Annotated in this window: 18 protein-coding genes; 14 read left to right on the top strand and 4 right to left on the bottom strand. The window is 46.9% G+C overall.

What is annotated here, in order from left to right:
• Positions 1-76: 76 nt before the first annotated feature.
• From LIX84_RS21520 to LIX84_RS21500, 5 genes are all read left to right on the top strand, one after another.
• Complete coding sequence (locus LIX84_RS21520; protein WP_005397548.1) at positions 77-340, top strand: DUF4212 domain-containing protein; 264 nt, start codon at positions 77-79, stop codon at positions 338-340.
• 12 nt (positions 341-352) lie between these two features.
• Complete coding sequence (locus tag LIX84_RS21515) at positions 353-2,080, top strand: sodium:solute symporter family protein (protein WP_005397550.1); 1,728 nt, start codon at positions 353-355, stop codon at positions 2,078-2,080.
• Between the two features lie 255 nt (positions 2,081-2,335).
• Positions 2,336-2,818, top strand: a complete 483-nt coding sequence (locus LIX84_RS21510; RefSeq protein ID WP_012841321.1) for a hypothetical protein — start codon at positions 2,336-2,338, stop codon at positions 2,816-2,818.
• A 201-nt stretch (positions 2,819-3,019) separates the two neighbouring features.
• Complete coding sequence (locus LIX84_RS21505) at positions 3,020-3,397, top strand: hypothetical protein (protein ID WP_226422145.1); 378 nt, start codon at positions 3,020-3,022, stop codon at positions 3,395-3,397.
• 17 nt (positions 3,398-3,414) lie between these two features.
• Positions 3,415-4,800: a class II fumarate hydratase gene (locus LIX84_RS21500; protein ID WP_226422144.1), complete on the top strand. Its 1,386-nt coding sequence runs from the start codon at positions 3,415-3,417 to the stop codon at positions 4,798-4,800.
• A 94-nt stretch (positions 4,801-4,894) separates the two neighbouring features.
• Here the strand turns inward: LIX84_RS21500 and LIX84_RS21495 are convergent, their stop codons facing one another.
• Positions 4,895-8,326: a hybrid sensor histidine kinase/response regulator gene (locus tag LIX84_RS21495; protein WP_226422143.1), complete on the bottom strand. Its 3,432-nt coding sequence runs from the start codon at positions 8,324-8,326 to the stop codon at positions 4,895-4,897.
• A gap of 134 nt (positions 8,327-8,460) precedes the next feature.
• Positions 8,461-9,648, bottom strand: a complete 1,188-nt coding sequence (locus LIX84_RS21490; RefSeq protein WP_005397849.1) for a 3-phenylpropionate MFS transporter — start codon at positions 9,646-9,648, stop codon at positions 8,461-8,463.
• 230 nt (positions 9,649-9,878) lie between these two features.
• Between LIX84_RS21490 and LIX84_RS21485 the strand changes: the two genes are divergently transcribed.
• The 9 genes from LIX84_RS21485 (at position 9,879) to fis (ending at position 19,678) form a co-directional block, all read left to right on the top strand.
• Complete coding sequence (locus LIX84_RS21485; RefSeq protein WP_226422142.1) at positions 9,879-11,705, top strand: DUF294 nucleotidyltransferase-like domain-containing protein; 1,827 nt, start codon at positions 9,879-9,881, stop codon at positions 11,703-11,705.
• Between the two features lie 35 nt (positions 11,706-11,740).
• On the top strand, positions 11,741-12,370 hold the full coding sequence (locus LIX84_RS21480; protein ID WP_005382363.1) for a 3'-5' exonuclease: 630 nt from the start codon (positions 11,741-11,743) through the stop codon (positions 12,368-12,370).
• A 237-nt stretch (positions 12,371-12,607) separates the two neighbouring features.
• A complete protein-coding gene (acs, locus tag LIX84_RS21475; RefSeq protein WP_124009035.1) occupies positions 12,608-14,560 on the top strand; it encodes an acetate--CoA ligase in 1,953 nt (650 codons plus the stop codon).
• A 303-nt stretch (positions 14,561-14,863) separates the two neighbouring features.
• Complete coding sequence (aroQ, locus tag LIX84_RS21470; protein WP_226422141.1) at positions 14,864-15,313, top strand: type II 3-dehydroquinate dehydratase; 450 nt, start codon at positions 14,864-14,866, stop codon at positions 15,311-15,313.
• A gap of 61 nt (positions 15,314-15,374) precedes the next feature.
• Positions 15,375-15,839 carry an acetyl-CoA carboxylase biotin carboxyl carrier protein gene (gene accB, locus LIX84_RS21465; protein WP_005397840.1) on the top strand — a complete coding sequence of 155 codons (465 nt, stop codon included), beginning with the start codon at positions 15,375-15,377 and terminating at the stop codon, positions 15,837-15,839.
• Between the two features lie 14 nt (positions 15,840-15,853).
• Complete coding sequence (gene accC, locus LIX84_RS21460; RefSeq protein ID WP_005397839.1) at positions 15,854-17,197, top strand: acetyl-CoA carboxylase biotin carboxylase subunit; 1,344 nt, start codon at positions 15,854-15,856, stop codon at positions 17,195-17,197.
• A gap of 165 nt (positions 17,198-17,362) precedes the next feature.
• Positions 17,363-18,250 (top strand): 50S ribosomal protein L11 methyltransferase, encoded by an 888-nt coding sequence (gene prmA / locus LIX84_RS21455; RefSeq protein WP_005397838.1) that lies wholly within the window; start codon positions 17,363-17,365, stop codon positions 18,248-18,250.
• Positions 18,251-18,389: 139 nt separating this feature from the next.
• Positions 18,390-19,358 carry a tRNA dihydrouridine synthase DusB gene (gene dusB / locus LIX84_RS21450; protein ID WP_005382505.1) on the top strand — a complete coding sequence of 323 codons (969 nt, stop codon included), beginning with the start codon at positions 18,390-18,392 and terminating at the stop codon, positions 19,356-19,358.
• Between the two features lie 23 nt (positions 19,359-19,381).
• On the top strand, positions 19,382-19,678 hold the full coding sequence (gene fis / locus LIX84_RS21445; RefSeq protein WP_000462885.1) for a DNA-binding transcriptional regulator Fis: 297 nt from the start codon (positions 19,382-19,384) through the stop codon (positions 19,676-19,678).
• A 74-nt stretch (positions 19,679-19,752) separates the two neighbouring features.
• Here the strand turns inward: fis and LIX84_RS21440 are convergent, their stop codons facing one another.
• Complete coding sequence (locus tag LIX84_RS21440; RefSeq protein ID WP_226422140.1) at positions 19,753-20,910, bottom strand: MFS transporter; 1,158 nt, start codon at positions 20,908-20,910, stop codon at positions 19,753-19,755.
• On the bottom strand, positions 20,907-22,478 hold the full coding sequence (locus LIX84_RS21435; RefSeq protein WP_226422139.1) for an ABC-F family ATP-binding cassette domain-containing protein: 1,572 nt from the start codon (positions 22,476-22,478) through the stop codon (positions 20,907-20,909). Before LIX84_RS21435 ends, LIX84_RS21440 begins: the two co-directional genes overlap by 4 nt.
• Between the last annotated feature and the right edge of the window lie 827 nt (positions 22,479-23,305).

The following is a 23,305-nucleotide window of genomic DNA, read 5'->3' as shown; positions in this document are numbered from 1 at the left end:
CGTTCTTGCCAACACCTTGCTAATGTACATGTTGAAACATTTTTTTAACAACAATACCAATCGTAAGGAGACGGCAATGGCATTTGAAAGCGAAGAAAGAGCCAAAGCCTATTGGGACAAAAACGTGAAGCTCATGATTGGCCTTATGGTCATCTGGTTCGTAGTGTCTTTCGGCTGCGGCATTTTATTTGTCGACGTACTTAATCAATTTCAATTAGGTGGATACAAACTTGGTTTCTGGTTTGCTCAGCAAGGCTCCATCTACACCTTCCTAGGTATTATTTTCTATTACGCATGGAAGATGCGCCAAATCGACCGTGAATTCGGCGTAGATGAGTAAGGAGTAACTCAGATGGATTTGAAAACTATTACCTACTTGGTTGTTGGTGCAACCTTCGTCCTCTACATCGGTATTGCGATCTGGGCGCGTGCGGGGTCAACCAAAGAGTTCTATGTCGCTGGTGGCGGGGTCAACCCAATCGCTAACGGTATGGCAACCGCTGCTGACTGGATGTCGGCGGCATCGTTCATCTCAATGGCGGGTCTGATTGCCTTTATGGGTTACGGCGGCTCCGTATTCCTAATGGGTTGGACGGGCGGTTACGTACTGCTTGCGCTACTACTCGCCCCTTATCTACGTAAGTTTGGTAAGTTTACGGTGCCAGAGTTTGTTGGTGAACGCTTCTACTCGAACACAGCACGTATCGTGGCGGTTATCTGTCTTATCATCGCATCGGTCACTTATGTTATCGGCCAGATGAAAGGCGTTGGCGTTGCCTTCGGTCGCTTCCTAGAAGTTGATTACTCAACAGGCCTACTGATTGGTATGTGTATCGTATTCATGTACGCCGTACTTGGCGGTATGAAAGGCATCACTTACACGCAGATTGCTCAATATTGCGTACTCATTCTTGCTTACACTATCCCTGCAATCTTTATCTCTCTGCAACTTACAGGTAACCCGCTACCTCAGATTGGCCTCGGGAGTACCATTCAAGGCACCGATGTTTATCTTCTCGATAGGCTCGACCAAGTGGTGACCGAACTCGGCTTTAGTGAATACACTACGCAGGTTCGCGGTAGCACACTAAACATGTTCGTTTACACCATGTCATTGATGATCGGTACTGCAGGTCTACCACACGTTATCATCCGTTTCTTTACAGTACCTAAGGTGCGTGATGCGCGTACTTCTGCAGGCTGGGCACTTGTGTTCATCGCGATTCTATACACAACGGCGCCAGCAGTATCAGCAATGGCTCGTCTAAACCTAATGGATACCGTTAACCCAGCTCCGGGCCAACACCTTGCGTATGATGAGCGCCCTGATTGGTTCAAAAACTGGGAAACAACAGGTCTATTAGGCTTTGATGATAAGAATGGCGATGGCCTGATCGAGTACACCTCAAACCCTGACACCAATGAATTGCGAGTTGACCGTGACATCATGGTACTAGCAAACCCAGAAATCGCTAAGCTACCAAACTGGGTCATTGCACTCGTTGCCGCTGGTGGTCTCGCTGCAGCACTATCCACAGCAGCGGGTCTGTTGCTTGCTATTTCGTCGGCGATTTCCCATGACTTAATTAAAGGGGTTATAAATCCGAACATATCCGAGAAGAAGGAGCTGCTTGCCAGCCGAATCTCGATGGCGGTGGCAATCGCAGCCGCAGGCTATCTCGGATTGAATCCTCCAGGCTTTGCCGCTGGTACGGTGGCGCTCGCCTTTGGTCTTGCTGCGTCATCCATCTTCCCTGCGTTGATGATGGGTATCTTCAGCAAAGGCATCAATAAAGAAGGCGCAATCGCCGGTATGATTGCCGGTATCAGTATCACACTGTTCTACGTATTCCAGCACAAAGGCATCCTATTCGTTGCTGACTGGAAATATCTAGAAAGCTGGGGAACCAACTGGTTCCTAGGTATTGAGCCAAACGCGTTTGGTGCTATCGGCGCCCTATTTAACTTCATCGTGGCATTCGCGGTATCGAAAGTTACGGCGGAAACACCTCAAGAAGTTAAAGATCTTGTTGAACACGTTCGTGTCCCTGTTGGTGCAGGCGATGCCGTGGACCACTAAAATATAACGCAAGCCACAAAAGCCCCACTTGGGGCTTTTTATTCACCTAACTTATTCTAATAATTAGATTCCCTGAGCCGTAGCAAGGAAGCACACGAATGGCATTGGTTATATGTTCGGGGAACGCAGAAACAATCGTTTAGAACAAGGCAAAGATTGCAGCAAGCTAGTTGCTCTACCTTCAAAATCATTAACGAAGTTATTAGTGATTTTAGCCAGTTAAAATGAACAGATAATTGATGGAATTAGTATTTTATGTTCAAAAACAAGCACTTCATTCTCGCTCTGCTGATTGCGCCGATTCTTTCTTTGATCGCCTACTTCGGCACCGATATGGCACTCAGCGAGAAACCCCACGCGGCACAAGAAGGGGAAACTTACAAACTCGCGAGTAAGTCTAACTGTCGTTACACCAGTGGACTGTGTGACATGGAAAATGGCGACTTTAAAGTGAAGTTTCGCTCAGAACAGCTCACGAAAAATGGCTTAGAATTGTCACTCAATGCCGCCTATCCACTCGAAGGGGTCAAAGTTTCCATCGTTAATGACGAAGAGAAAAATGCTCAGCCGATTGATATGAAGCCCGCCGATCAGGCTGGAAAAAGTTGGTACATTACCTTACCAAGACCAGCATCCGCAGAAAGTTGGTTAAGAGTCGTCATTCAATCTGGAGGCACACTTTATTACGGCGAAACACAAACCGCGTTTGTGAAGTACGAAACCTTATTTACAGAGTAATGGCCACAGATAAAGACACCGATATCCAAAACGTCGATACCTCATTGTCACCTCAGGACTAAATAATTCCCTCTCTGCCGACGCTTTTACGTCGGCTTTTGTTTCCGTAAGTCTTTCTTCAACAACCTCTTACTCTAAAAAGGGTTGCCAACCCACCACTTAATTGATAATAATTATCATTACATTAAACGAGAGGTGGTTATGGACAACAAACGGGACATCTTCAACGCATTTTTTAAAGCACAAGATAGATTCCTTCTCGCCGTACCACACGGCTTTGAGCCAGACGTAATTCATGACTATATTCATTGGGGAATGGTGTTGTCTTCCTGCTATGAACACGGTGCCGATGAAGAAAATCTATTGTTGTGTGAGCTGTTTTTGCGTCAGGTTTATTTCCATCTACTAGACGCAATTCAAGACTCCACTCGCAGTCGCATCTTCCGTCGTGTCTGTCTCGATTCTATCCATACGCCATTATTCTGTCTCAAACGCTATTACTATCAGTTTGAACAAGGCGACGTGAAATTTCTCGCATTACAACAACAATTACGCCTGATTCAAATCTCACTCGATTAACCAAAAGGATCCCTACCATGAGCACCGAATTCCGCATAGAAACTGACAGTATGGGCGAAGTGAAAGTCCCAGCAGATGCACTCTACCAAGCCCAAACTCAGCGCGCCGTCGATAACTTCTCATTCAGTCAACATAAGATGCCATCTGGCTTCATCCAAGCGTTGGCACACATCAAGCAGACTGCGGCACTCACCAACGCACAATTGGGGCTGCTTGAAGGTGATATCGCTAATGCGATTGCTGACGCAGCTCAGGCGATTATCGAGGGCAATCATATTGAGCAATTTCCAATTGACGTATTTCAAACCGGATCAGGCACCAGCTCAAATATGAATGCGAATGAAGTGATTGCAACACTGGCCTCCCAGCATCTAGGCGGCACTGTCAGCCCTAATGATCACGTCAACATGGGACAAAGCAGTAACGATGTGGTGCCAACGGCCATTCAAGTTAGCGCAGCATTAGCCATTGAAAAACAGCTCTTTCCGGCCTTGTCACACCTCAGCCAAGCACTAGAGTCTAAGCAGCAAGCACTGAAAGATGTTGTAAAAACCGGGCGCACTCACTTAATGGACGCGATGCCCATTACCTTTGCTCAAGAGCTTGGCGGTTGGCAGTTCCAAATCGACCATGCTAAGCAAGCGATTGAGCAAGCACTGCCAGCGGTAAAAGCCTTAGCCCAAGGTGGTACGGCGGTTGGCACAGGGATCAATGCCGATCCACGCTTTGCGGACTTATTCGCCAGCAACCTGACACAATCTACTCGTATTCAGTTCACAGCCAGTGATAATTTCTTTTTCAATTTAAGCAGCCAAGATGCGATCGTCGCCCTATCGGGACAGCTCAAAACAGCAGCAGTTGCGATCATGAAGATCGCAAACGATCTTCGCTGGATGAACTCAGGCCCATTGGCTGGTTTAGGTGAGATTGAATTACAGGGCTTGCAACCGGGTTCTTCCATCATGCCTGGCAAAGTAAATCCTGTGATCCCAGAAGCCGCAGCTATGGCCTCAGCGCAAGTCATTGGTAATGACACCACGATTACCGTCGCGGGCCAAGCAGGCAACTTCCAACTAAACGTCATGCTACCTGTCATTGCTCATAACGTATTGGAGAGCATCGATTTACTCGCTAACAGCGCAACGGCTTTAGCTGATAAAGCCATTGCAACATTCGAAGTTCGTCAAGATAACTTGGATGTAGCGCTCACCAAAAACCCAATTTTGGTCACGGCCCTCAACCCGGTCATTGGCTACCTAAAAGCGGCAGAAGTCGCGAAAAACGCCTATAAGCAGGGGCGTGCGATTATTGATGTCGCGGAAGAAGAAACCGATTTAGATAGAGCAACGCTAGAACGATTGCTTAATCCAGCGAAGCTAACCCAAGGCGGCGTCGCGGAATAAGCGGCAAACTCAGCCGACAAACCAAAATAAGATTACAAACACAGAGACCTCCATTCGGAGGTCTCTTTTATAGCAGCGCTAAAACACTCTAAATCTATGCGACGCGGTTGAGCACCGAACGCAATTTAAGCGGCTTAACTGGCTTCGCAATAAAGCTGAACCCATTTGCCTTGATGCCATCAAGCATATCATCGGTGCGATCCGCGCTGATGATGACACCTTCAAAGCAGCTGCCTAGTCTCAAGCGACATTGCTGTAGCACTTCCAAGCCAGTACGACCATCATCAAGTCGGTAATCGGAGAAAATCACGTCCGGAATCCAACCATCCTCGAGTGCTTGTAGACTTTCGACCAAATCGGTCGCCACTCGCGTATCGCAGCCCCATCGAGACAGTAAGTTTTCCATACCGACTAAAATATCGGGCTCATTATCCACACATAGAATTCTTAGATGACCAAGTTCAGACTGGTTACTTGTCGCAACTTGAACTGGGTGCGGCTGCACATGATCAGCTTTATCAAGTGTGATAGAAAAGACACTGCCTTTCCCGACCCAAGAACGCATCGAAATTTCATGCCCGAGCACTTGAGCAATTCCTTTAGAAATCGCCAAACCAAGCCCGAGACCTTGGTCGGAACGAACTTGAGTTCCGCGATTAAACTCTTCAAAGATCTCTTGCTGCTTCTCTTCTTCAATACCTACACCGTTGTCCCACACATCAATACGCACTCGCCCTTTTACCCGGCGAACACCGAGCGCCACTTTGCCATTCGGGTTATAACGAAATGCATTGGTCAGGAAGTTTTGCACCACACGGCGCAGCAGTTTGGGATCCGATTTCACCATGAGTGAGGATGGAATCATGGTGAACTCTATACCTTGCTGTTTGGCTAACGCACTAAACTCAGCATTCAAATTCGACAACACATCATTTAACGCAAAGCCGTGCACGTTGACTTCCAACTTGCCCGATTCCAAACGCGAAATATCCAGCAAATCTCCAATTAAGTCTTCGGCAGCCTCTAAAGCACTCTCAATGTGTGCCGACAGCTTTTTAGCTTCGCTGTCTTTGGCTACTTCCGACAATGAAGAAGCGAACAGGCGCGCAGCGTTGAGTGGCTGCATCAAATCATGGCTTACTGCCGCCAAGAACCGTGATTTGGACTTCGATTCCAAATCGGAGCGTTGCGTCGCTGCCACTAGCTGTTTATTGAGTTGTTCTAATTCCCGAGTCCGCAGACGTACCCTTTCTTCCAATGTCTCGTTGGCGTCTTTCAGCGCTTGCTCTGCATCTCGGAATACGGTGATGTCGGTAAAGCTCATCACAAAGCCACCACCTGGCATTGGGTTACCTTGTACCTCAATCACGCGACCATCGGGACGGACCCGAGAAGAGGTGTGCCGAGTCCCTTGCTCAAGGTGATACACACGGCGACGGACGTGGTCATCAGGATCGCCTGGGCCACATAAACCTTGCTCTGCATTGTGCCGAATCACATCCGCAATCGGTCGCCCAACTTGGATCAAGCCTGGCGGAAATTCAAAGAGTTCTAAGTAGCGTTGGTTCCAGGCCACCAAGCGTAATTGCTTATCGACCACCGCAATACCTTGGCCGATATGTTCAATCGCCCCCTGAAGTAGGCCTCGGCTAAAATCGTACAGTTCAGAGGCTTCATCGACGATAGTCGCCACCTCTTCAAGCTGCATGTTTCTTCCTTGCAGGGCAGAAGTAAGTACTAACTTAGCAGAAGAAGCACCGAATACCCCGGCTAATACACGTTCGGTATGTCGAATCAGAGAAGATGGCGCTTGCTGATTCGGCATTAGCTCTTCTCGTTGCTGGCTCCAGTACGCTTGAAAAGCCGCTTTTACTCGCGTTCGCCCAACAAACCTAGACGCTAGCATTTCTAGTTCAGCAACCGTAACACGACTCTGGTACAGGCTCATGTTTTCGCTTTCAGGCAGTGGCGTACCAACGAATGACGCCGATTGTAAGCGCTCACTTAGGCTTGGTCGTGTGGTCATAGAAACCACAACAAAACATACTGCATTGGCAACAACGCTGAGGATCATCCCCCAATCTGAAATCGCAATGTCAAAGCCAGCCAATACCTCTGGTGGAGTGATCAACCAAATCAAAAAGTTGTTACTGGCATTCCCGGCAAGCATGTCCGTTTGGCTCATTAACGTAATCAGCCAAATGGTAAAGCCTACCGCCAAGCCAACATACACACCTTTCTTATTCCCTTGACGCCAGTACATACCGCCCACCAGCGCAGGCGCGAATTGCGTGATCGCCGCAAATGAGAGAAAGCCGATCGCTGAAAGTGAGTGAATGGTATCTAACGCTTGATAAAAACCCCAAGCGCCAATTAGTAGGACTAAAATCAGACCACGGCGGATCCGCAGTAATAATTCAGAGAAGTGATGATGGTTACGATGCGTCAATCGCATGCGACGCAACAGTAGTGGCATAACCAAGTCGTTCGATACCATGATCGCTAAGGCAATCGTCGACACGATAACCATGCCACTGGCCGCCGAAGTGCCGCCTAAAAATGCAAGCAAAGCGATTTCACTCGCCCCTACCGACATCGGTACACTGATCACATAAGTATCAGGCGAAGCACCACTCAACAACCCTTGCCCTACCCACGCAATAGGTAAAACAAAAATCCCCATCAAGATCAGATAAATGGGAAACAACCAACGAGCAACATGCAAATCTTGCGCGCGTTCGTTCTCCACCACCATCGTATGGAATTGTCGTGGAAGACACACAATCGCCAGCATCGTGAGTACGGTATGAATCAATATGGTCGGGATGTTTGGTGACTGATACGTCTGTGCGGCAACATCAACTAAGCTCAAATTCTCGGTGTTCATCGCCAACCAAACAATGAATACACCGACTACTAAAAACGCCAACAGTTTGATAATCGATTCGAAGGCAATCGCCATCATCATCCCACGATGGTGTTCCGTGTTATCAATGTGCCGGGTACCAAATAGCATGGTAAAAATTGCCAGTGCGACCACGACAAACCACGACACGCTATCGTTTTGATAACCAAAATCGGTAGCCAGTTCTGGGGCAATGATTTCTAGCCCCATGGTGATACCACGCAACTGCAAAGCGATGTACGGCAAAATTCCCGCAACCGCAATGAGTGTAACAACTACGGCCAAACCTTGAGATTTGCCGTAACGAGCCCCGATAAAATCAGCAATCGACGTGATGTGTTCCCGTTTAGCAATCAAAATAAGCCGAGCTAAAACGCGCCATCCGATGGTAAACACTAAAATGGGGGCAATATAGATGGGCAAGAAAGACCAAGGGTTACTGCTGGCCTGCCCGACCGTGCCGTAGAAGGTCCACGATGTACAGTACACCGCAATGGAAAGGCTATAAATCCACGGCCGCCAGCGTGCTAACCACCTTTTCTGAATGTCGCCGTACCACGCGATGATAAATAAGGCTCCCAAATACGCCAAAGAAACGGGAACCACCAGCCATCCTTGCATCCGATATCCTTTCTTGCCTTTCTTGCCGTTTTAAAACAAGAGAATAAAAAAACCTCTCCATTAGGGAGAGGTTTCATTTAACACTGCTTTCACAACGGAGACAAAGCTTAGTTTTTAACCTTTGTCACAGAAGTCTAATTCTGTGTTTCCAGTGACTTGTCTGATACATCGACCACATGATGTGGCTCTTGTGGTTCGAGCTTGATGAACAGTGCCAATAACCCCATCGCGGCCATGCCCCAGAACACAAGTGGTCCCCAGTGCTCATAACCCCAACCGCTCAACACGGTCATCAGTGCGATGAATGCGCCTAGCGGAATCGCGTTATACAATGCTTGCAGCGCCACTATCTTATTCTCTTCCGAGTTTTGGATATATTGAATCGCAGCAATGTGTGCCGTTGCGAAGGTCACGCCATGCAATAATTGAACAATCACCAAAGCAACAATCGACGTTGTCGATGCCGTAATGCCCCAACGCATCATCACACCAACGGCAGCAACAACAAATAACGCACGCATTGACCAACCGACAAATAAACGCTTGCTCAGCGCAAACACTGCCACTTCGGCTGCAACACCCAAGCTCCACAGATAGCCAATCACATCTTCCGAATGACCTGCGGCTTTCCAGTGAATAGCGCTAAAACCGTAGTAAGCCGCATGACTGCCCTGAATTAATGACACCAACACTAAGAATTTAAGTATCGGCTTGTCTGTCAAAAGAGCACTCAGTTTTGGACGCTCCGCGCTTTGCCCACCAAGTGTAACGGGCATCGGGTTAGTCATACGCATTGAAAATAGCAACGAAACTAATACCCCGGCCATCGCCGTGTACAAGATCATATCAGAGCCAAATTCAGCCACCAGATAACCCACGGCCGTCGAACCCGCGATAAAGGCGATCGAGCCCCATAAGCGCGTACGGCCGTAGTCGAGCATTTTCAGACGAGCGTAGTAGTTTGCCATCGCGTCCGATAATGGAACAATCGGTCCACAACAGAGGTTAAATAGCACCGTCGCTAACGCCATTAACCAAAAACTGCCACCTGTAAAAAAGTGAAATCCAACAAAAAGGAGGGCAGCGAAACTCAACCAACGTAAAGCAGGCATAAGGTGTTCAACTTTGTGCACTCGTGGGGTGATCACGATATTGGCGACACAACGTGTCGCAAGACCCAACCCAACTAGCAAACCGATGTCGGTCGAAGAGACACCTTGCTCCTTAAACCAAAGTGACCAAAATGGCAGATATACGCCATACGCAAAGAAGAATCCGAGAAAGTACTGGGAAATCCAGCCATACGGAGAAGGTTTCAACATTACTAATATCCTAAAACGGGAACATCAACGTTCGAACCGAGAATTATGGATCGCTATGCGTATTATAAAAAGGGAAGAATAGGCAACTTATCGTTTCCTCGATGGAATACTAACTTTGCGACATTGGCCATCTTAAAGCGAAATCATCGTGATTTAGACCAAAGTCGTCTGGCTTCCGGTAGGAAATTTGTCAGACTTAGAGAGTGTTCCTTCCATCATTGGGTGTTCTCATGCCTGACAAATTTAACATGCAATCTCCACCGTTCGACCGCTTAACCGAAGCACAACAGACACGACTGCGCTCGTCTCTGGACGTTGCCTACTATCGAGCTCGAGATGTTATTTTATCTTGCGGACAGAAGAACCCTCACTTGCATATTCTGATCAAAGGCGCAGTAGAAGAGCGCTCCCAAGATCAGCAGGAAGTGTTCGCGCATTATGCCAACGACGATATGTTTGATGTGCGCTCATTACTTGAAGACAACGTACGTCATCAATACATCGCACTTGAGGACACGCTCTCCTATCTTCTGCCGAAAGACGTCTTTCTGGCGCTTTACAACGAGAATGGTCAGTTTGCGGCCTATTTCGATAACAATTTATCAAAGCGACAAGAACTCATCGAAGCCGCTCACCAACAACAAAACTTGGCAGAGTTTATCCTCACCAAAGTGGACCGCAGCATTTATCACCCACCGATGATCCTTGAGCCAAACACGCCGATTAACGAGGTGACGCACACCCTAAAAGCAAATGGGATTGATGCTGCACTTGTCAAACTCAATGACGACGATCCGCGATTAGAAAAATGGCCCTCGGCTCATCCATACGCCATCGTGACGCGCACCAACATGCTGCACTCCGTGATGTTAGATGATTGCGCACTCAATACCCCTGTTGGTGATATCGCCACCTTTCCTGTCTATCACGTTGATGATGGTGATTTTTTATTCAACGCCATGATCACCATGACCCGCAATCGAATGAAACGTCTCATGGTATGTGATGGCAACCAAGCCGTCGGCATGCTGGATATGACCCAAATTCTCAGCGCGTTCTCCACCCACTCTCACGTGTTAACGCTCAGTATTGCCAGAGCAAGCAGTGTGGAAGAGCTCGCATTGGCCTCAAACCGCCAGCGTCAATTGGTCGAGAGTTTATTGAGAAACGGCATCCGCACTCGCTTTATCATGGAGCTGATTTCCGCCGTGAACGAGCAAATTATCGAAAAAGCGTTCGAGTTAGTGGTACCACCAGCCTTGCACGATCATTGCTGCTTAATCGTGCTCGGCTCAGAAGGTCGAGGAGAACAAATTCTCAAGACAGACCAAGACAATGCTCTAATTATTCAAGATGGTTTGGAATGGCCTCATTGCGAACAAGTGATGCAATCCTTCACGCACACTCTACAACAGCTCGGTTATCCACTTTGCCCGGGTAAAGTCATGGTCAACAACCCGAAATGGGTCAAAACGCAGCAAGAGTGGATAAACACCTTAGACCGCTGGATAGCCAAAGCCGAACCACAACAAATCATGGACTTAGCCATTTTCAGTGACGCCCATGCTGTTGCGGGAAATCGCGAACTGCTGGCTCCAATCGCGACCCACCTTCGCGACACAATGAAAGATCGCATGTTGATACTGTCTGATTTTACTCGTCCTGCCTTGCAGTTTTCTGTGCCCCTAACTCTGTTTGGCAACGTAAAAAGTGCTAAGGACGGGTTAGATATTAAACGCGGCGGCATTTTCCCAATTGTGCACGGCATTCGCACCTTGTCTTTGGAATATGCCATTGAGGAGAAGAACACGTTTGAGCGCATTGAAGCACTTCGGAAAAAACGCATCTTAGAGCCTGAAACGGCAGATAACCTCAACGAAGCACTGAAATTGTTCTTTAAGGTTCGCCTTAATCAACAACTCAAAAAGCAAGAAGCATTGAATAACATTGATATTAAACAACTGGATAGAACCGAGCGTGATTTACTTCGCCACAGCTTACATGTAGTGAAAAAATTTAAGCAATTTTTAGGCTTCCACTATCAAATTCGTGATTAACCATGATTTTCATAAATCATACAGAGGCGTAGGCAATGAACTGGTTACAACGCAAATACTGGCACTACAAACTGAAAGGCTCTCCTTATCAGTCGCTTTTTTGCACGCCCGATAAAACGGAATACGTTTCGCTCGACTGCGAAACCACCAGCCTTGATCCAAATCGCGCCGAGTTGGTGACCATTGCGGCCACGAAGATCATCGACAACCGCATCATCACTAGCCAGCCATTTGAAGTCCGCTTACGCGCGCCGCAATCGCTCGATTCTGGCTCAGTCAAAATTCATCGAATTCGCCACCAAGACTTAGTCGACGGGATTAGCGAAAAAGAGGCGCTGCTCGAGCTGCTCGACTTTATCGGCAACCGACCACTTGTCGGTTATCACATTCGTTACGATAAAAAGATCTTAGATCTTGCTTGTCTGAGGCAACTTGGCTTTCCACTTCCTAACCCGCTCATCGAGGTAAGTCAGATTTATCACGACAAGCTGGAAAGACATTTGCCGAATGCCTATTTCGACTTAAGTCTGGATGCGATTTGTAAACACCTCGAACTTCCTATCCAAGATAAACACGACGCTTTACAAGATGCGATTTCTGCCGCTTTGGTCTTTGTTCGCTTAACGAAAGGCGATTTGCCCAACCTAACCGCGCCATATACATAAAAATCAGTTGACCTAGCTCCCAGAAATACTTTTGTTTCAGCGATTTCACGGCGCTTCCTTCACTCTCATCCTAAAGTCTAATTGTGGAAATACGCGCAGTGACTGACAGTTATAAGCACAACGTCGTCATTACCACGACCAAGTTATTTAGAACCAAAAAACAGCCCTACAAAAACATATTCAAAATCTTATCTAGATTGGTGTAAGGCCGAGAAATAAGGCACAAGGAGAGAAGCCATGAGCGAAGCCCACGTTTATCCGGTAAAAGAAAATATTAAAACTCATACACACGCGGATAATGATACTTACTTAGCCATGTATCAGCAGTCGGTAACCGATCCAGAGGGCTTCTGGAACGAACACGGCAAAATCGTTGATTGGATCAAACCTTTCACCAAAGTAAAAAGCACCTCTTTCGATACTGGTCATGTCGACATTCGTTGGTTTGAAGATGGCACACTGAACGTCTCGGCTAACTGTATTGACCGTCATCTCGAAGAACACGGGGATGACGTCGCAATCATCTGGGAAGGCGATGATCCAGCCGACGACAAAACACTCACTTTCAACGAACTGCACAAAGAAGTATGTAAGTTCTCCAACGCATTGAAAGAGCAAGGCGTACGTAAAGGCGACGTGGTGTGTTTATACATGCCAATGGTTCCAGAAGCCGCAGTGGCTATGCTCGCTTGTACCCGCATCGGTGCGGTTCATACCGTTGTATTTGGCGGTTTCTCACCAGAAGCACTCTCCGGCCGTATCATCGACTCTGACGCTAAAGTCGTGATCACCGCTGATGAAGGCGTGCGCGGCGGGCGTGCCGTTCCACTGAAAAAGAACGTGGACGAAGCACTAACTAACCCAGACGTAAAAACCATCAATAAAGTGTTGGTGCTTAAACGTACAGGTGGTGATGTCGAATGGCATGAACACCGTGATGTTTGGTGGCACGAAGCAACAGCTAACGTTTCTGACGTTTGCCCACCAGAAGAAATGAAAGCCGAAGATCCGCTCTTCATCCTTTACACTTCAGGTTCAACAGGCAAACCTAAAGGTGTACTACACACGACTGGTGGTTACCTCGTCTACGCGGCGATGACCTTTAAATATGTGTTCGATTACCAACCAGGTGAAACCTTCTGGTGTACCGCGGATGTGGGTTGGATTACCGGTCACACTTACCTAATCTACGGTCCACTTGCAAATGGGGCGAAGACCATCTTATTCGAAGGTGTACCAAACTACCCAAGCACAAGCCGAATGAGTGAAGTGGTTGATAAACACCAAGTCAACATTCTATACACCGCCCCAACCGCGATTCGTGCGCTAATGGCAAAAGGTGATGAAGCGGTTGCAGGCACATCTCGTTCAAGCCTGCGCATCATGGGCTCAGTGGGCGAACCAATCAACCCAGAGGCGTGGGAGTGGTACTACAAAACGATTGGTAACGAGAACTCACCTATCGTCGATACTTGGTGGCAAACGGAAACTGGCGGCATCTTGATTGCGCCACTACCAGGGGCAACCGATCTAAAACCAGGCTCTGCGACTCGCCCATTCTTCGGCGTCCAGCCTGCTCTTGTCGATAATATGGGCAACATTCTTGAAGATACCGTTGCTGAAGGTAACTTGGTTATCCTTGATTCTTGGCCAGGCCAGATGCGCACGGTTTACGGCGACCATGAGCGCTTTGAACAAACCTACTTCTCAACCTTTAAGGGGATGTACTTCACCAGTGATGGTGCGCGTCGTGACGAAGACGGCTACTACTGGATCACTGGCCGTGTTGATGACGTACTAAACGTGTCGGGTCACCGTATGGGTACCGCTGAAATTGAATCAGCGCTAGTGGCGCACCACAAGATTGCAGAAGCGGCGATTGTTGGTATTCCACATGACATCAAAGGCCAAGCTATCTACGCTTACATTACATTGAACGATGGTGAATTCCCGTCAGCTGAGCTGCACAAAGAAGTGAAAGATTGGGTGCGTAAAGAGATTGGTCCAATCGCGACACCAGATGTACTGCACTGGACGGATTCCTTACCGAAGACTCGCTCTGGTAAGATAATGCGTCGAATCCTGCGTAAGATTGCAACGGGCGATACAAGCAACCTCGGAGACACGTCAACGCTTGCCGATCCAAGCGTGGTAGACAAACTCATCGCAGAGAAAGCAGAATTGGCATAAATTCAACCAACTGTTTTAAAAGCACTTTAAAAACCGCCATTACTCATGGCGGTTTTTTGCTTTTGCGCACAAATTAGCCACATAAAGAACATGGCAATTATATTGTTTTTGTTAACTTGGTTACAGAAACGAAGGTGGCTATTAGGAGATTAGACCAGTAAATTGCTGCTAATTGCTATGAATTAGCTATAATCTTGGTCGATTTTTTAAAATTTGCTCGGTTTTAACAAAAAAATCGTGCTGAACTATCGTATATTTGGGAATATAAACGTTCCACTCACGATAAGGGAAGATAGCAACATAATGTCTGCAAAGTCACGGATTCTTGTTCTAAACGGACCAAATATTAACCTATTGGGTCTGCGCGAACCGACACACTATGGTCACAGCACCTTAGCACAAGTTGTGGATGCTCTTACGAAGCAAGCTCATAACGCTGGGGTGGAACTGGAGCACCTACAATCAAATCGTGAGTACGAACTGATTGAAGCCATTCATGCTGCTTATGGCAAGATTGACTTCATCATTATCAATCCAGCGGCTTTCACTCATACCAGTGTGGCACTGCGAGATGCATTACTTGGCGTCGCCATCCCATTTATTGAGGTGCACTTATCAAATGTGCACGCACGTGAACCATTTCGTCATCACTCTTATCTGTCAGATAAAGCAGAAGGCGTGATTTGCGGTCTAGGCGCACAAGGTTATGAATTCGCTCTGTCTGCCGCGATTAATAAGCTACAGGCAAAGTAACCCTAACACTCTGCAACCCCACGAGGGTTGTCTTAATCACAAGATAAAAGAGAAAGAAAAGATGGATATTCGTAAAATCAAGAAGCTAATTGAGTTAGTTGAAGAGTCTGGCATTGCTGAGCTAGAGATTTCTGAAGGTGAAGAGTCAGTACGCATCAGTCGTCACGGCACTGCAGCCCCTCAAGCACCAGTTCACTACGCAGCAGCTCCAGTAGCGGCACCTGCTCCAGCAGCAGCGGCACCAGTAGCAGAAGCGCCAGCAGCAGAAGCTCCAGCAGCTGCAACGCCTGCAGGTCACCAAGTTCTTTCTCCAATGGTTGGTACTTTCTACCGTTCTCCAAGCCCAGACTCTAAAGCATTCGTAGAAGTGGGTCAGAAAGTAAATGCTGGCGATACGCTATGTATTGTTGAAGCAATGAAAATGATGAACCAAATCGAAGCGGACAAATCTGGCGTTGTTACAGCGATCCTAGCTGAAGACGGCCAACCAGTTGAATTCGACCAACCTCTTGTTGTAATCGAATAAGCGGGGCTTGCCTTATGCTAGACAAAGTAGTCATCGCGAACCGAGGTGAAATTGCACTTCGTATTCTTCGCGCTTGTAAAGAATTAGGTATTAAGACCGTCGCTGTTCACTCGACAGCTGACCGCGATCTTAAGCACGTACTACTCGCAGACGAAACCGTATGTATCGGCCCTGCTCGTGGTATCGACAGCTACCTAAATATCCCACGAATTATTTCTGCAGCAGAAGTAACAGGGGCCGTTGCCATTCACCCTGGTTACGGCTTCTTGTCAGAAAACGCAGACTTCGCTGAGCAAGTTGAGCGCAGTGGTTTCATCTTCGTTGGTCCAAAAGCAGACACTATCCGCCTGATGGGTGACAAAGTGTCGGCTATCAACGCAATGAAGAAAGCTGGCGTTCCTTGTGTACCTGGCTCTGACGGTCCTCTGGACAACGACGAAGAGAAAAACAAGGCGTTTGCTAAACGCATCGGTTATCCAGTCATCATCAAAGCGTCTGGTGGCGGCGGTGGCCGTGGTATGCGTGTCGTTCGCGCAGAAAAAGACCTAATCCAAGCGATTGCAATGACGCGTGCTGAAGCAAAAGCAGCGTTCAACAACGATATGGTTTACATGGAGAAATTCCTAGAAAACCCTCGTCACGTTGAAGTGCAAGTTATCGCTGACGGTCAAGGCGGCGCAATCCACCTTGGTGAGCGTGACTGTTCAATGCAACGTCGTCACCAAAAAGTAGTGGAAGAAGCGCCAGCACCAGGTATCACTGAAGAGATGCGTAAGTACATCGGTGAACGTTGTACTCGTGCATGTATCGAAATTGGTTACCGCGGCGCAGGTACGTTCGAATTCCTGTACGAGAACGGTGAATTCTACTTCATCGAAATGAACACTCGTATTCAGGTAGAACACCCAGTAACAGAAATGGTTACCGGCATCGACCTAATCAAAGAACAGCTTCGCGTTGCAGCGGGTCAACCTCTGTCATTCACTCAAGATGACATTAAGATCCGTGGCCATGCGATTGAGTGCCGTATCAACGCAGAAGACCCAGAACGCTTCCTACCATCTCCAGGTAAGATCGAGCGTTTCCACGCGCCTGGCGGTATGGGTGTGCGTTGGGAATCACACATCTATTCTGGTTACACAGTACCACCTCATTACGATTCAATGATTGGTAAGCTAATCACGTACGGTGAAAACCGTGATGTGGCGATTGCGCGCATGAAGAATGCTCTGGGTGAGATGATCATCGAAGGCATCAAAACCAACGTGCCACTGCAATTCTCCATTATGAATGACGAAAACTTCCAGCATGGTGGTGCAAACATCCACTACCTAGAGAAGAAGCTCGGCTTACAATAAGCCTTAGCTAACGTCTTAAAAAATGCCCACACCCGTGGGCATTTTTGTTTTGTATGTACTCTAAGCATTCAACAAATACGTAGGCTTATTTGGGTATATACTCAAACAAATCGTAGAGTTCTGGTAAACTCTGCGCCACTTCATTCACTTTAAGAGCAAAAACCAATGCCTTGGATTCAAATCAAACTCAACGCGACCAATGAAAACGCTGAGCAAATCGGCGATATGCTAATGGAAGAGACTGGCGCGCTGTCTGTTACATTCTTAGACGCGCAGGATACACCTGTATTCGAACCTCTACCTGGCGAAACTCGCTTATGGGGCGATACTGACATTCTGGCACTGTACGATGCAGAAGCAGACACCAACTTCATCATCGACCAAATTAAAGCGAGCAATATGCTGGCTGACAATTTTGCTTACAAAGTAGAACAGCTTGAAGATAAAGACTGGGAACGCGAATGGATGGAAAACTTCCACCCAATGAAATTTGGTGAACGCCTATGGATTTGTCCAAGCTGGCGCGACATTCCAGATCCTGACGCTGTTAATGTTATGTTGGATCCTGGCCTTGCATTCGGTACGGGTACTCACCCTACAACAGCACTTTGTCTTGAGTGGCTAGAAAGCATGGACTTAAGCGGTAAGACCGTTATCGACTTCGGTTGTGGCTCTGGCATTCTGGCGATCGCTGCGATCAAACTGGGCGCTGAAAAAGTGATAGGGATCGACATTGATCCTCAAGCACTGCTTGCTTCGAAAGACAACGCAGAGCGTAACGGCGTTGCCGACAAACTAGAAGTTTACCTTCCTCAAAACCAACCAGAAGGTCTGATTGCAGACGTGGTTGTTGCTAACATTCTTGCTGGCCCACTGCGTGAACTTGCACCAATCATTAAAGGCCTAGTTAAACCAAATGGCGACCTTGCAATGTCTGGCGTATTAGACACCCAAGCCGAAGATGTTGCGAACTATTACCGTGACGAGCTTCACATTGACCCGATTGTTGAGCAAAGTGAATGGTGTCGCATCTCTGGTCGTAAGCAAGGCTAGACAAGGTTTTCAGAGCTAATTGTTTGAAATTCATACAATTTACAAAAACAATTTGTAAATGCTCAAATATTAGTCTTTTCACGCAGTGAAAAAATGCGTAAAATGCGCGCCCTTGCTGGTACAGAACTGTGATGACGTTTTGAAAATCGGAAACTATCAACTTAAGAACAATCTAATCGTAGCCCCTATGGCTGGTGTAACGGATAGACCGTTTCGCGAGTTGTGTCTTCGCTATGGTGCGGGAATGGCCGTCAGTGAAATGATGTCTGCTAACCCAAAACTATGGGGAACGTCAAAGTCGAAACAGCGCATGGTACACGAGGGCGAATCGGGCATTCGCTCTGTACAGATTGCGGGTTCCGATCCACAGCTTATGGCGGACGCAGCTCAATTCAGTGTTGAGAACGGTGCACAAATCATCGACATCAACATGGGCTGCCCGGCAAAAAAAGTGAATAAGAAGCTAGCGGGCTCTGCTCTGCTTCAATACCCAAACATTATCGAAGAGATTTTGAAAGCGGTCGTGAATGCAGTGGACGTTCCTGTAACGTTAAAGACTCGAACTGGCTGGGATACAGACAACAAGAACTGTGTCCAGATCGCTAAATTAGCCGAAAACTGCGGCATACAAGCTCTTGCTCTGCATGGCAGAACGAAAGCATGTATGTACAAAGGTGAGGCCGAATATGACAGCATTAAAGCGGTAAAAGAGGCGATTTCAATTCCGGTTATCGCGAACGGTGATATCGATAGCCCGGAGAAAGCCAAATTTGTACTGGAGTACACCGGTGCGGACGCTTTAATGATTGGACGCCCTGCCCAGGGTCGTCCTTGGATTTTCCAGGAAATCCATCACTATTTGGAAAACGGCACCACAATGGAGGAGCTTCCAACTGAGGAAGTGAAAACCATTATGCTTGGTCATGTAAATGCTCTGCATGAATTTTATGGGGAGTTCTTAGGTCCACGTATCGCGCGCAAGCACGTTGGGTGGTACCTGAAAGAGCATGAACAGGCAAGTGAGTTTCGCCGTACCTTCAACGCTATCGACGCAGCTCCGCTGCAAATTGAGGCGTTAGAAGGTTATTTTGATAACGTTGCATCATAATTAAGAGAAGAGCTAGACCGAATATGTTCGAACAAAATCTGACTTCAGAAGCATTAACAGTAACTACAGTAACGTCACAAGACCAGATTACTCAGAAGCCTTTACGTGACTCTGTTAAAGCGTCTCTTAAAAACTACCTTGCTCAACTAAACGGCCAGGAAGTAACAGAACTATACGAATTAGTTCTAGCTGAAGTTGAACAGCCACTATTAGATACTATCATGCAGTACACTCGCGGTAACCAAACTCGCGCGGCAACTATGATGGGTATCAACCGCGGTACTCTTCGCAAAAAACTTAAGAAATACGGCATGAACTAAGACCGGCTTTCAAAAAGTATTTGGAACAAGCCGTTACCTTTTTAGGTAACGGCTTTTCTTTATCTACTAAAACACTACGAATAACGCTCACTTTGTTCAGCATTACCAACTGGCTTTAATATAACTACCGCTGAGCCAAACAATAACAAAGCCACGACACCGACCCATTCACTACCTACAGAATAAGCAAAGCCCGCCAAGGCAGACCAAATCGCGACACCAAAGTGCATCATACTCATTCCAGAAGACATCAGCACACCTCGATGTTCATCAGATAAGCTTGCTATATGTGCTTGTAACGCCGGAGAGCCTACCCCTCCAGCAAGAGACCAGAGCACTAGAGCTGGAAGATAAGCGGTCACCGTACTCATCTCATTTGAGAACACCCATGCACTACAAGGTATGCACACCATTAAAGCCACTCGCATAACGGCTCGAGAGCTACCAAGCCAACGGCAAGCTCTCCCCACGCACATATTTCCAACCACACTCACGATCCCTAGAGCAGCATAAATAGCGCCCACCCAACCGAGCGCCAACTCGCTGGTATCTCGAATATGAAGGCCTATCAGGTTAAATACACCAATACCTCCCCCTAGGCCTAAACACATCGCTAAAATCGCCCTCAAAGCGCCTGGAAGATGAATGACGTCTGTGATAGGCGGCAGAGTATCTAATGCCTTGGACTCATCATGCTTGTTGTTCATGAACACTACGCTCATGGCACCGACAAGAAGAGCCGCAACGCCCAAAATAATAAAAGCGGCACGCCATGATAAAAGCTGGGTCAACAATGCTCCGAGCGCCGGGCTGGTTATCATACCCAGCGTTAATCCCGCCTGAACCATCACAATTTGACGCATCGCTCTATTACCCTTCGCGTCTCCCGCCAACGCGAATGCAATTGGCAACATGCCTGCACTTGCAATACCTGTGATCACTCGACTTGCAATCGCAAGTTCAAAATCATGAACTATGCCCGTCGTAATAGACGCAACCCCAAATACGAAGCAAGCAGGCAACATGATACGAATACGCCCAACCCGGTCTGATAAACGTCCCAGGTAAGGAGCACAAATTGCTATAGCTAAACTATATGCCGTAATAAATAACGTAACCTGACTCGGTTGAACACTTAAATCATTTCCGATAGGTTCAAGAATAGATCCAAGCATCAACTCATCAGCACCAACAAGAAAAGCAACGAGAAATAGGATCATGGACTGCATCATAGCTCCACCTCCTGTTCTGTTTCCGATTCAGCACAAGTGAGCAACGAAATGTCTAAAACTCTGTCGGGCCAAGATTGTAAAAACGCCTTCTCATGAGATACCACAATCACGCTACCAGAAAAGCGCTGGAGAGCTTCTTTAAGCGCATTTTTACTGCTGCTATCCAAATGTGTCGTTGGCTCGTCCAATAGCAAAACATTGCATTTCTGGACTGATAAACAACAAAGTTTCACGCGAGTTTGCTCACCTCCACTTAATGTATCTAGGTGGCGCTGCGTCTTATCTCCGGTGACCCCAAAGCGAGCTAATAGCTTGCGTGATTCTTTGCTTGATATCGTTGGATCACAAGAGCATAGCTCCTGCTCAGGCGTGTGCTGAGGGTGACGCCAAGACAAATCTTGAGAAAAATACCCAATCATTGCACCTTTTGCCAATACCACCTCACCAGAGAGCGGCTCGATCTCCCCCATAAGGGTTTTAAGTAAAGTCGACTTACCTACGCCGTTAAAACCAGAAACGACCAACTTCTCCCCGTGCGCTAACGTGATATCAAGCGCAGGAAGCAGAGGCTGCTGATAACCTATCATCAACGCTTTTGCGTCAATCACATACTGTTGCCCAATAGGCTGGTGAGCAAAGTCAAACATCGATACTTTCCCTATATAATTCAGTTGAATACGTTCGATTTTATCCAGTTTTTTCTTGCGTCCCTTAGCAAGACTCGCGTTAACTCCAGCGCCATTTTTGGCAATAAATTGCTCTAACTTTCGAATTTCATTTTGCTGAGCCTTATATTGCTTTTCTAACAAAGCACCGTCGTGATGCTTTTGCTGCATTGCTTTGACATAAGTGCCGCTGTATTTTCGGACCGTTTGATAATCAATATCACAAATACTGGTCGCTACTTGATTAAGGAAGTCAATATCATGAGAAACCAGTAAAACAGTGCCAGTGTAATCGTTGAGAAACGTGGCCAGCCATTCAATGTGCAGAGCATCAAGATAGTTTGTCGGCTCGTCGAGAATTAACACATCGGGGTTGCGGAGTAACAACCTCCCTAAAAGGACCTTGTGTCTTTGACCACCACTTAGCGAGACAAGCGGTGTATCTAAGCCAAATTGATAAATGCCAAGACCTACAGCAACTTGTTCAATTTTGGTATCAATTGCATAGAAGTCTTCATCTTCTAAATATGCCTGTAGTCGGGCGACTTGGCTTAAAAGAGATGTAGAGTGAGACTCGGTCATCGCCTGATACAAAGTCCAAAGCTTCTGCTCGGCAGCGTATAAGTTCTCAAAAGCACTCTTTAAGCATTCATAAACCGTCAGCGCATTATCCATCTTAAAATTTTGCTCTAAATACCCCACCTCAAGGTTTGGTAACCAGTCAATGCAGCCCTTATCTGCAGATAATTCACCGATAAGCAGTTTTAATAAGGTGCTTTTTCCAACGCCATTCGCTCCAGTGATACCTATTTTCTCTCCCACGTTAATTCGAAATGTCGCGTTGTTATATAAACTCTTATCAGCGATCTGATAAGACAAATTTTTAACTTGTAAAATACTCATGTTTTTAACCAAATAAAAAGGGCCGGTGATCAATACCGGCCCTTATTTCAATACTGGATAATGCTTTGTAGCTGCTTAACAGATACAAAAAGGCCGATGATGAAATATCACCGGCCATCTCTTCTCTTTTATCAGGTGTACAGACCCCTGCGTATAACTTCAGCGAAGTTACTCACGCATAAAACACCTGATGAAGATTAATTTAAGACTCCGAGCAACACTTCATCGCGTTTTTGCACGGAGTTCAGCCTTCTTACAAAGCTTTTAAACAAGAGATATAACATGGTTTACTGTCGAAAAAACATTCGATGTGAAGCGTACACCTTTATAATAAAAAGTACCAGATAATTATTAAAACTATCGTGACTTACACGAAGGTCCACTGAAAGAAGACCTTTCCTCAGTCAATGTGCCAGGTGAACGACTTACTCAGCAAACACAGCTATGAGAGCACCTATACCGCTCACGTTATACGTACGTAGTGGTGGCTTTATCGGTTGGAGACGGTTAGAGGGGAAGAAGTAGCAAATATCCTTTAAGGCAGGCACTTGCTTAAATAGATCTACAAACAAAATCCATGTTCGGAAAGTTTTAAATGCGCTGAGTTTATTTTCATGAGCGCCTGTGGCTAAATCAAAACATCTAAAGCAGAGAAATCTCCCCCGAAAATAACATAATCTAGTGAATAAAGTTTCCAGGTAATAATAAAGAAAGCTTTGGTAAGTAAGCATAGGGGATAAAAACTAGCACTCGATACTGGGACTCGGTTCAGTAGAAACCGCAGGAACTGCGCACTACCTCACTCATTGCAGGGCTTAGAAAGCATA

The sequence above is a fragment of the Vibrio sp. E14 genome (assembly GCF_020515785.1).
GTDB lineage: Bacteria > Pseudomonadota > Gammaproteobacteria > Enterobacterales > Vibrionaceae > Vibrio > Vibrio diabolicus.
This window is presented reverse-complemented; position numbering and strand designations above follow the sequence as displayed.